Here is a 12,224-nt window from a genome sequence, read left to right as displayed (position 1 = left end):
TTTTTCCTGAAAATGAATAAAAGAGGCAAGTAGAATGATGATTAGTTTTACTAAAAAAACTAGAAAGTTAAAATCTGTTCCCCATTTCTTCTTTTCTACCCCTATAATATAAATTATTAATGACAGGTTCGGTAGCAACGATATTAATCATAGTTAAGCCATATTTGTAATCTCTTTATATTGATAGATTGACTTATCTAGTTGATCTTCGGTTGAGCACAACAGTCCTTGATAGAAACTTAAGTGGCTGGCAAGTTGAATAACTTCGAATGGAGCTTGAGCTCAATCATCTTGCTCCACTTTGAACCCTTGAGTTTTACGTTGATATTTAATTTGGCATTTAACCGCTGAATCTAAATATTAAAGCCGTAATTGTTTATCATAGATATTTAATTATTTATCTCATGACTATAAATTATTTTTTATACTAGAAATGGCTGACAATCAATAAGCATTAATCAAAATGGGAGAGTACAAATCGGTTAAAAGCCTAGATATACAAAAAATAAGACAACCATTCACTTATTTTAGTTGAAAATAGTCACAATTCTTTTGAAAAAGTAAGAAAATATCGTTTAATATAATATTTATTTGGTTTAAAAAATTAATACTAAAATTAGGTTAGTAACAGTTTGTTTATTCAATTTAAAACAACTCATTAAGTTATTGTCCATTACTACACAGTTATTTTAGTATTGTGTGGTAATGATCAATAACTTAATAGTTAGAAACTATAATGTGACTTTAACTTATTTTTTCGTATTTTATCAGCTTTTATAAAGTTAGTTTCAATAAAAAAATTAATTGATTGTTGGTATAACATTACCATAAACTTATCTCTTAAAGATAATCATGATTTTATTTTATCAGTATCTTAACTAAAATTTATTTTCATCATTTTCCTTAAAAATTACTCAGTGATAATAATTTTTATTTAAGCTAAAATATAGCGATTACTTGATTTATTCAAGATAATTAATATTTAATCTTATTTATAAAGAAATGAATCTTAGGATTGATTAAAATCTTTTCTAAAAAAAACTGATAACAAAGATTACAGAAAGTTAAGATATTTGGGAATCCTCAACTAGGCAGAGTTAAAGATCAAGAAATCTCCTCTGAAATTAAGTCTTTACAAACCTCAGAAGAAGAATTACACTTACTTTTTTACTTAAAAATTTCAGAATGAATTTGCTCTACCAGCAACCACTATTAAGAAAGTGATACAACGATCCTAGTCATAATACGCTTATTTGTAGTGTCTTCACCTTACTACTGAGAGCTATTTATTTATGGGGTCAGATGATTTAGGTTGCTAATTTAGGACAATTTTTAGGTGATCGCGTTCTGCTTAAAACGAACTTCCCTGAAATTCCTTTTATTGCCATTGAAGAAAAAAAAATATTTTAAGATTAGCCATTGATCGAAGAATTCAGAGAGACGAGATGACTAAATGTTAAAAAATTAACAATTCTAACAAATGTCTCTGAATCATATTCTCCCTCATGTCTAAGGTGAGTGAGTATTAAATAATTAAGAGGATAATAGTTCCGAGGAAGTTTTGCTTCTGTTAAACCACATTGCGATTTTATGTTCAGCCCAATTGGTTACCTAAAACAATTCCTGATGAGAGAAGGGACACCACAAGTATTAAACCAGTAATTATTAAAATTCAGTCACTGAACTAAGTCACGAAGAAAGAGACAATAGCACAAACAAGGGGTTATTCTAAACTACACAATGACGATCATGTTGCTTACGAACAGGGAACTTGCCAGGAAGTAACCACGATTATTCAGCCTATCGCTGGAGCTGAAACCTATCGAGACAATCCTGATGTTCTGTGACTACACTGTCAGTTATTTAACTGTTCGGCTAAATCTCTCAAAAAAATTGAACAAATCATATTGCAAATCCAAAGTGAAACAGGTTTAATTATGACAGCCATCGAAGAAGAAATTCAAAAGGTCATCAATTTAGTAAATACTTCTGAACAGACAAAAATCTCCTTTGAAGATCCTTTAAAGATATTATCGATCTTTCCAACTGTATTTATAGTCTAGTGCGCTCGATTACGGTTGATACTATTCAACAACGGGAAGATTTTTGTGCCGTCAATTCCACCGATTGCATTACCTAAGTTATGGCATAAGAATTCTCCCAAAAGTCTTAGCATGTGAGTAGGTTATTTACAAGATCTAGCGGTTGTTCCCCACAATTTATTTTGTTTGACAAAAATGAAACCTAGGGTAATTTAGAGTCGTTGGTTGATAATGAAAGAGACATAATTTACAGAATAGGAAATCAATGACTAACCAGACAAGTACCCGTCGCGGTTTTGCTGTATGGTTTGAGCGGTTGCTAGCGGCTATCCTCTTAGGAGGACAAGTCTTTTTTCACCTGCTGAAAAGCAGAATTCACCGACGCAACACCCTAGAACAAATGAGTGTAGTTGGCCCTGAGTCTTTAACGATCGCTTTAGTCACGGCAGGATTTGTAGGAATGGTATTTACAATTCAAGTAGCTAGGGAATTTATTCATTTTGGCGCAGCCAGCACCGTTGGCGGCGTTTTATCCTTAGCGTTAACGAGGGAATTAGCCCCCGTTCTCACAGCTGTGGTGGTAGCAGGACGGGTGGGGTCAGCTTTTGCCGCCGAAATCGGAACAATGCGCGTAACGGAGCAAATTGATGCTCTTTATATGCTGAAAACCGACCCCATCGATTACTTAGTCGTTCCTCGTGTCTTAGCCTGTTGTATGATGTTGCCGGTTTTAAACCTTCTTTCCTTGATGACTGGGATGGCCGGAGGGTTATTAATTGCTGATAGTTTATACGATATCTCTCCGGTAGTTTTTTTAAAATCTGCCCGTAATTTTCTTGAACTTTGGGATTTATTGACTTCGATGATTAAATCGATTGTTTTTGGTAGTTTAATTGCAGTGATCGGTTGTAGTTGGGGGTTAACTACCACGGGGGGAGCTAAGGGGGTAGGACAGTCTACGACAACAGCAGTTGTAACAGCTTTATTGGCTGTATTTGTTGTTAACTTTTTCCTTTCTTGGTTTATGTTTCAAGGAACAGGAACAGCTTCTCTCTAATGAGACTTTAATTCAATATATTTAACAATAGGAAAATTTATCCTGCTTCAAAATCAGAGGTTCAGAAAGAAGGATAAAAAGCCATTTAAATAGTTAATAGCTTTTAAAGATTAATAACGTTCACTTTCACTATCCTGTTACGTGCTAAGCTATTAACTATTTACTTAAAAAAGATCTCAATCAACTAAATTAGCCAAAACTAAAAATACTGGTCAATGATGGCATTAGCCAAAGGCTATCATTGACTATTTCCAACTTATGCTGATGCTATAATATTTACTATTGCTTGTGAAACAAAATGTAAAAAGCAAGTACGTGTTAATTTGTTTTAACACTATACCCTTTAACTTAGAAAGCTAAGTCCTACCATACTTTTAATGTAAAAATATTAATATTGTCGTTTCGAAATATTTGTTTTTAATCTTCCAAGAAATACAAATAATTATCTCTGTAAAAGAAAAATTACAAAATAAAGCTATATTAGGGGTTGGTTGTTTTTGTCATCTGAAGTTTAATAAGTCCTAAATTTTTATTTCGAAAGGTTATGATAGTTTCATCAAACTAGTTGCGAGTACCCAGACAAATTATCCTAAAATTATCTCAGTTTATAATCTTGGACTAGAAATAGAAAGAATCCAAATTTTTAAAGAGTATGCAAATCTAAAACTTTTAACACTGCAATAATAATTCCAAACAATATTAGATTAGACAAAACGACTATTAAGCTGAACAAGGTCTTCGACCCTAATAATAACTTAGGTTACAATTATGGAAACTTTATTTAATAACTAGGCTAAGCTAAAACTGTACTATAAATACGATAAATTGAAGAATTAGCGTTTTCTATTGTTGAAAAAATCTCAACTCTACTCTGCTCAGTAAAGACTTTCTCCGGTTTAGCAGCATTTTCCATTAAGACTCAAAACTCGCCAAATAACCATTTTAACCCCCAAACAAAACTAAATCTTCCTGGGTAAATTCTGTTAAGATATCTAACCTTTAATGAGTTAGATTAGCTATCATTTAACTTAAGATTTACGACAAGGTTCGACAAAGATCAAAATACTTCTTTTTTGGAAGAAAAAAATCTTCTTACGAGCACCAGCAATTGTCCAACTTCAACAATTTGTTCTACTGTCCTTCAATCAAGATCTTCTATCCCAAAAGCTTTCTAAGCTACATCTCGAATGTTTAACTGTAATTGCCTATTTTTCTCTACTTATATCAACACCTTCTGATAGAAAAATTCTAGGAATGACTATGATCAAATTTATCTGCCCATCTGTAAGGCGATTATTTAGACCTTGTTAATATATTGTTATAGCTTAATTAGTAATATTTAAAATCAAAAAATTTTCCATAGGAATTACCTTATCAGCTACATAAAAATAATTTCCACTATCTCTTATAACTGGAATTATAGACACTCCATAATCTGTATATAGTTGCCGAACTTTATCAAAAAAAGAACATGGATTCTTTTCGTGAGCAATGAATTGTTGCATTCGGCGATTACGGATTATAAAGTTGGTTGGAGCTGTATCTTCATCCACCAATAATATTCTGGACCCCGCTCCAAAGACTTCAATAATATTTCCCACTGGGAAGGTAATTTTACTAGTATTAGTCGTTGAAAAACTCTCAGTAGAATTTTCTCAGGATAACCGATCAATAAAAGGAAAAATATCGACTCCTACAATGCTTCGTCGATTTTCAAACCTAATTTTACCTACTTCTGGATTCGTGACTACAAATTCTCGTCTACCCCCTGAAATATGATTATAAACTTTTAGTTCTACCGTTTTAAGTAGAGTTAATTTACTATGATGGCTACCTTAATTGTGGCAATTGAACTCAACTTCTAGAGATTGTAGCATTTGTTCCTATTTTGTATATAATTTTTGTGGTGCGAGTAAACTTCGATAGTTTTTACTCTTCTAAGTTTTTTAGCTGATTTTCTAGGTAGCCTGGTATCTAATAATCGCAATCGCTCTTTTTCAACTACTTTTCTATTCTACGCTCATTTGAGCCCAACTAATTAGTCTCACTATCGTCCTAATTAGTTAGACAAAAACACGGCTAGGCTTCTATCAGATTTCTTTTCAGTCTTTAAATAAGGATTTAAAGGTAGCTTTTTCTTTAGAAACCATAACTTTCTCTAAGTAGCAGCTATTTTTTGGGGGGACGGGAAGATGACGATAAGTATGAAAGTCTTCTTGAACTTTATAAGTCAAACGAGGAGAAATTTGGCGAATAATCTGACTCAAAAGGCTATCACCAGTTTGCTGAATTACTCTTAAAGGTAACTTGTGAATAAATTTAGGAAATTGAATAGCAACATCCATCTGTAATTGCCATCGAACTTTAGTGATCACGTCTGGTAACTGAGAGAAACCTTGCTTTTTATAAGCTTTTACTATTCCCTCTCCTGCTAGTTTGGCAGAAACTTCTTCTAATTGCATAGAAGCCTTATAATCTATCTCATAACCTAAATTAGATTCTTCAGGAAAAGGAATTGTATTCATTAGGTATATTCCATCTTGAGACGATAATAAAACTACAGCTATTTTTGGCTCCACTTCATATCCAAAAGAACTAAACCGTCCTACTGATAAGATATAACCATTTTCTCCCATAGCTTCAGTTTTCATCGGTTCAGCACAACGACAAAACCATCCTTGATGAGCATTAAGATAGTTAATTACCGTTTGCTGATCACTGTACATTTCCATATAGCCAATAAACTTCGTCTGGAAACAAATTGGGTTTTCCTCAAAGGGTTCCGATGGTTTAGAAACATCAGTTAAATTATTTTCAGTCCATTGGCATTCCATAGCAAACCTTTATAGAACATTTAAAGTTAACTTAATCTGTTGAAAGGCTCTCTTTTCTTAGAAAAAAAAGGAACAACCAATTATCGTTGTATTTAATCTTCAAGAGAAATGCTAAGCAACCTTATCAGATTTTAAGTATCTAGACTGATAAATATGAGCCAAATCAGTCCAGTTAGACAAACAACTTAAGGAGAGACAGATAAAAGCATTAGTAACAGGAGAGATCAGGGGACATATTATTCAATAATTGACCAGTTATCAAATTCCGGTTAAAATTTCGAGCAGGAATTTAGAAATAGCAAAAAAGACTTCTCCTTCTGAAATTGAGTTAGTCGTTGGCGGTGTTTTCAGAGCAGAAAATTTGACCTAGACTGTTACTGATTGCAACACACTACTTAGTGTTACTGGAGCTAGATCTAGTTTTGACCCGAGGGGACCGTATCAGATAGATTGTCAAAGAATTAAAAGTTAATTTAGCTAAAGATCATGGGATTAAACAGGTTGTTTCTGTCTCTTCCCTGTCTGTATTCGTTTTTTTTCACTGGTTAAACCTTGTTTAATTAGTCTTACTTTAGAAAAAGCTGGTGGAAATCTGTCTGCAAAACAGTAGATTAACTTAATACAATTGTTCATTCTGGTCGTCTTAAAAGTGAAGACAACTCGTGTCCAATTTTGATGTTATTAGCATATGCTTCGTTTGAAGGAAGTATTCCGCAACGAAAAGTAGCGAAAATTTGCGTATCATCCCTATTTCAAATAGAGTAACGTAACAAAATTTTCGAAATCGTTACACAAAAATCAGGAACTGTCTCTGCTTAAACTAAAATTTTTTCAACCTGTAAGTTTAGCGTCGTCTACCCCACTACAATTTATTTTTTAAAAAATACAAGAAAGAGAGCAGTTTGCTCCCTTTATGTGGGAAAATTGCTCAGATTTTAAAAAAATATTGACATATAGCACACTTAAATTCAGACATCTTAAATAGGAAAGACCCATACTACGAGTAGTTTGTTTCCCTGGATAGACACATACATTTAAGAAATCAGTCTGGCAGGCTGTTTTACATCACTTACAACCAATACAGTCTTCTATAGGAGGAGACGAAGTAACCTTACCAACCCCACAGCTATCCCAGGGGACCATCTCTAAAAATATCAAGAGGACAAGCCCTAATGCATTAAATGCAGCAGATACAAGTGGCGTAGATTTTGAGGTTATGAGACATTGATTATTGGTTCCTTAACCGAGTGTTTTCTTTCATAACACACCCCAGTCAAAACTGATAGTTTATATGTGGAACTCCCTCTTTCATCCGCCAAGGCCCCTACAAAAGTCTTGTAGGGGCCTTGGCATACGAAGGCTTGGCATATTCAATGCTGGCAAGATAGAAAACCATCTCCGGGACAGATTTCTTGTGTCTTAAGGAATAATCTTATTTGAGTTTTTTAAAAGTTCTAAATTAAATTATGACCTAGCATACTGCACAGAGCACATTCTTTTTGCTAAAAGCAGACGTAATTTTAAAGTATGTAATAATTACCTTGCGATCACTCACTAGTAATTATGTCTGAACAACTGTCATTAGTCATCGATTGATGACAGTTGTTCAATCAGTCTTCCAATTGATTGACAGAGACTTCTACGGCATCAATATCAATTGTATCTGGTGGGATAACGCGATGAAAATGTCCTCCTTCTATCTTAACAGGTTCACCACAATTAGGACATTGACCTTCGGTTTTATTAAATCCCGTAAACCCATAACTACAGACTGGACACTCATCTTCAACTAAATCTCGTTGAAGCCACCAGCGTATTCTCCATAAAATGATCGCTGGAGCAATAAAAATCAAAGCGACAAGGATAAGAAAGCTATTAAAGACCCAACTTAGCCCCACCAAACCCAAAAACAGCCCTAACAACAAGAATGTCAATAAGCAACTAAGGCCGAAGTTATTAAGCCAGACAAATTCGGGGAACTTATTATTCACGGGAGTATCCTCGGTTATTCATCTTAGAACTCACATCTAAGACAATGCTTTGCGGGTAGGATTTGTTTGCGAATTAGTGTAACAAATCACCTGCCACCATCATAACTGTAAACAGAAGGTTCACGGAAAAACGTCGAAGGAAATAAGTCGAGAAGACTTAATAATTGAAAAGAATTAATTTTCAAGGAAAACAGACTCCCTTGTAAAACAAGATCATACTCAATACGTTATTAAATTAACTAACTCAATTGAGATTTACATAGTTTGACATCTTCAATTGGCTTTTTTGATCTAAATAGACTAGTTTTGCGTTTCTAACAACACTATTTAGACAATAGAACAGATTAAGTTTAATCGAGAACAATGTCGGTCACGCCAATCAGAAATCAATCGATGGTAAATTAGTTACTTTCATTAAAGTTGAGTTAAGACTTAACTTTAATGATGCTACCAGGGCACACGATTGCCATCCCAGGAGAAAAAATATCCACTGTCGTTTTCAGTCAAACTATTAATCACTTCTAGTAGTTGATTGACTGTTTTTTCTATTGAAAATAATTGATGAGAAGAAATATTTTTTTGAAAAGGTTTTGATAAATCCGTATCAGTTGTCCCAGGATGTAAACTAACTACAATTGTTTGAGGGCATTTGTGACCATACTCTATGGCAATTGTTCTCATCAACATGTTTAGAGCAGCTTTAGAAGCGCGATAGCCATACCAACCTCCTAAATGATTATCACCAATACTACCTAATTTTGCACTAATAAAAGCCAAAATACTTTTATTTGAATGACAAAATAATGGTAGCAAATGCTTAGCAATTAAAGTCGAAGCAATGCTATTGACTTGAAAATAATAAACTAAGTTTTCTGAATAAATCTGTCTGAGACTTTTTTCAGGTTGTAAGGCTCCTTGATGTAGAATTCCCACACAGTTAACCACTAGATGAAGTTTAGACTCCATTTGTTGTATATAATCCGAAAGGTTAGCAATTTGGTCTTCTTTTGTTACATCTACGGCTAAGCAATGAAGTACCTGGGGATGTGTAGTCTCCAAGGAAAGTAATTCGGCAGCTACATTTCTTCGACGATAAGTTGCATAAATATTGATGTTCTGTTTTTTGAGAAGAGCTTTAACAAAACCTAAACCAATTCCTCTTGATGCTCCAAAAATTAGAGCGTTCGTCTGAGTCTGATAATTGTTCATTTTAATTCTTCTGGTAATGTTCGTCCTTTTCCTTCTGTAAGAGATCGAATAATTGTCTCAGGGGTAGATTGTGAAGGTTCAAAAATTGATTGAAGTGCCTTATCCAAATTCTGGGCCATAACAATTTTATTTTCATAAATCACGATGACCCTTACCAAAGTTGGAAGGCTATTTTGTTCTGCTTCTAAATATAAGGGTTCTACATAAAGAAGAGATTGTTCAGCAAAAAAAGGAATGACTAAAAGATTACCTTGAATAACACGAGATCCCTGACGATTCCAAAGGGAAATCTGTTGAGAAATTACTGGGTCTTGATTAATCAAAGCTTCAATTTGTTCAGGTCCATAAATGACTCGCTGCTTGGGTAATTGAATTAAATTCAATTTGCCATAATTTTCTCCATCAGACTGAGCAAATAAACCTGAAATTAAGTTATTACGACTTGTAGGAGTAAAAAAGTTTATTAAAATAAATTCTTGAGACTTTCCAGTCACACGCATCAAGAGATAATAAGGTTCAATGGGTTGTTGTTCTCCTCCGTAGATTTCCTGGGGAATACGCCATTGATCTTCACGATTGTAAAATACCTGAGCATCAGTCATGTGATAGGTTAACAGTCTTTCTGATTGCGTATTAAACAAGTCTTTGGGATAGCGAACATGTGCTTTGAGGGTGACAGGCATTTCTCCCAGAGGTTTAAATAAGTCTGGAAAAACTTGTTGCCAGGTTTTAATGATCGGATCACTAGGGTCAACCACATAGAATTGTACGTTTCCATTGTAGGCATCGATTACAATTTTGACGGAGTTGCGAATATAGTTAAAGTTGTGTTTTCCTGGATCAGAGTAGGGATAGCCACCACTGGTGGTATAAGCATCAATAATCCAATAGAGGGTACTGGAACTGACTAACCTATGAGAGTTAGAGTCATCTACCTTTGCACTGACTAAATAAGAATCTTGATCAAAGTGTAGAAAAGGGGCAATCTTACGAATGCGACGGTTAATATCACGATGAAACAATAAACGAGTCTGGGACGTAAAATTTTTAGTAAATAGCATTTGCCAGTCTTTGAGATACTCGGCAAATAGTAGTCGTCTTACCGCCGAATTAATAGAGATACCTCCTTGACCATCATAGACATTGTAAGCATTATCCTGACCGCTGGGATAGTCTAATTCTTGTACTTCCGTATTAGTCATAATGTAAGTATCGGTCAATTCCCCAAAGTAGATACGAGGGTTATCAATCGGAATACTGTTACAAATGTTAGAATTCGAGGTTTGTAATTCCCCTCCATTGCTGGTTGTCTCAATATTTTTGACAAAATAGAATGGTAATCCCCCTTGATCGACTCGATTGACTAGAGACAAGGTGAATCCATAGCCATGAGTGTAAATTAAATGTTTATTAACCCAGGTTTTAGCTTGTTCAGGAACTTCATTATAATCGAGCTCCCTAGCTGCAATTAATACCTGTTGTTTAGCTACATTGGGGGATAAACATTCATTTTCTATAGGAATTCTGTAACGATCAATGTCTGCGTCAGGAAATTTATAATAAAGACGAATCTGTTGCAGTTGACGGTTTGTTTGCAGTAAAGGACGAGCATCCCACAGACGAATATTCTTGATAGTTAAGCGATTATCTTGCAGATCTTCATCGGTTAGAGTTCCAGTAGCATCAAGGGTTTCGATTTTAATTTGATCTAAATTAAACGCGGCGCGGGTTAGGGCAATACTTCGTTCAATATAAGGGCGTTCTTGACCCAATTCATTCGGTTGGACTACAAAACTTTGAACTACTTCAGTCAAGAATGAACCAAAGATGAGAATGATTAAATATAAAACAAAAGGAAGGGTAAAAAAAGAAAAACAGGGTCTATTCTTACTTCTAAGAGGTTGCACAGGAAGGGGGGGACCGAATCCTGCTATGGCTTTAAGGAGTAACCATACAGCGATAACGGTGACTAAGATGCATAAAGTCGTATCCACGGGTAATGACACATGGACATCGGTGTAACTTGCTCCATAAACCACTCCACGGGGAGAATATAAAAGATCATAACGGTTCAACCAATGGCGCAATCCTACAATCGAGAGGGTTAAACCACCTAATAGATACAGATGACGTAGTTGGTGGCGAGAGAAACCTGGAAACCTTCCTTGAGAAAGACTTTTAGCCGATAGGAGATAGACAAGACTAACGGTGACAAAGCCGTATATAAATAGTCCACCTAACCAAAAATTAAGCAATTTCCAAAACGGTAATTTAAATACATAGAAACTGATGTTTCTACCAAATTGAGGATCGATCGCTGAAAAAGGGGTTGAGTTAAAATACTGAAGAATTCTTGTCCAATTTCCTGATATTACCAAGCCAAAAATGATACTAAAAATGATGGCCATGGTTTTTAGATAAAATTTTCTCTTCAATAGAGTCAAAAAAATTAATCCGCCAATAACTCCAACTTTCCAAAGATTCTGGGAAATTTGAGAAAAAAGTTTTGGTATGGAATTGAAATTAAAAGGAGAGGGAAGCGGGGGGGTTATGTTGGGAAGAGTTAAATCCGGAGTCCAAATATCATAAGCAACTTGACTGTAGTAAAGTAACATCAAGCCTATCAGTGTTCCCAGGAACAACACTAGGGTTAACAACCAAGATAGACCAAAGGAACGAGACTCCGGAAATGAGGTTTGATAGTTTTTCTGGGTGTGATCTCCGCTATTTCCCCTGTGTCGTCCTTTCTGAGGAAGAGGTGATTCTGGGATAGAATGCCATTGATAATACTGTGCTTGGTATAAGTTCTTTAGTAAAAACCCAAGAGACAATCCTGTTGTTACACCAAATAGCCCAAATTGCCACAGTAACCGCTTCAAAAAGGAATTTAGATAACCTAGCTCCTGAAACCAAAGAGACTCTACCACCAGATGGGAGAGTAATTCAAAAGCTAACCACAGTCCAAATAAACTGCTGAGGACTTTAAAAATACTATGGGTGGAGAGTTTGAACATTCAGGACGCAGGTAATAGAAAATCAAGAGTTTTACCTTAGACCCTATTAAGTTGGGTCGTTCTTTGAGGCGAATTGT

At 34.9% G+C, this 12,224-nt stretch carries 5 protein-coding genes and 2 pseudogenes; 2 read left to right on the top strand and 5 right to left on the bottom strand.

Translation table 11 applies throughout. The features are described 5' to 3' along the window. Window positions 1–1,856: 1,856 nt before the first annotated feature. Together P3F56_RS10285 and P3F56_RS03315 are read left to right on the top strand one after the other, a co-directional pair. Window positions 1,857–2,119: pseudogene (locus P3F56_RS10285) on the top strand (hypothetical protein); the annotation flags it as partial. Window positions 2,120–2,307: 188 nt separating this feature from the next. After that, window positions 2,308–3,099 (top strand): MlaE family lipid ABC transporter permease subunit, encoded by a 792-nt coding sequence (locus P3F56_RS03315; protein WP_281153377.1) that lies wholly within the window; start codon window positions 2,308–2,310, stop codon window positions 3,097–3,099. 1,325 nt (window positions 3,100–4,424) lie between these two features. On the opposite strand, the pseudogene P3F56_RS03310 reads toward P3F56_RS03315, so the two are convergent. The 5 genes and pseudogenes from P3F56_RS03310 to P3F56_RS03280 all read right to left on the bottom strand — a co-directional run. Further along, window positions 4,425–4,922, bottom strand: a pseudogene (locus P3F56_RS03310) (P-loop domain-containing protein); the annotation flags it as partial. A gap of 279 nt (window positions 4,923–5,201) precedes the next feature. Further along, complete coding sequence (locus tag P3F56_RS03305) at window positions 5,202–5,933, bottom strand: DUF1997 domain-containing protein (RefSeq protein ID WP_281153376.1); 732 nt, start codon at window positions 5,931–5,933, stop codon at window positions 5,202–5,204. 1,610 nt (window positions 5,934–7,543) lie between these two features. Continuing rightward, a complete protein-coding gene (locus tag P3F56_RS03290) occupies window positions 7,544–7,924 on the bottom strand; it encodes a hypothetical protein (protein ID WP_281153375.1) in 381 nt (126 codons plus the stop codon). Between the two features lie 447 nt (window positions 7,925–8,371). Next, the gene (locus tag P3F56_RS03285; RefSeq protein WP_281153374.1) at window positions 8,372–9,133 is read right to left on the bottom strand and encodes an SDR family NAD(P)-dependent oxidoreductase; all 762 of its coding nucleotides are present in this window, start codon (window positions 9,131–9,133) and stop codon (window positions 8,372–8,374) included. Beyond that, entirely contained in the window at window positions 9,130–12,147 is a 3,018-nt protein-coding gene (locus P3F56_RS03280; RefSeq protein WP_281153373.1) for a UPF0182 family protein, read from the bottom strand. Before P3F56_RS03280 ends, P3F56_RS03285 begins: the two co-directional genes overlap by 4 nt. Window positions 12,148–12,224: the final 77 nt, after the last annotated feature.

The sequence above is a fragment of the cyanobacterium endosymbiont of Epithemia clementina EcSB genome (assembly GCF_029919255.1).
GTDB lineage: Bacteria > Cyanobacteriota > Cyanobacteriia > Cyanobacteriales > Microcystaceae > Rippkaea.
Note: the sequence above shows the minus strand (reverse complement) of the source record. Positions and strands in the feature narration are given on the sequence as shown.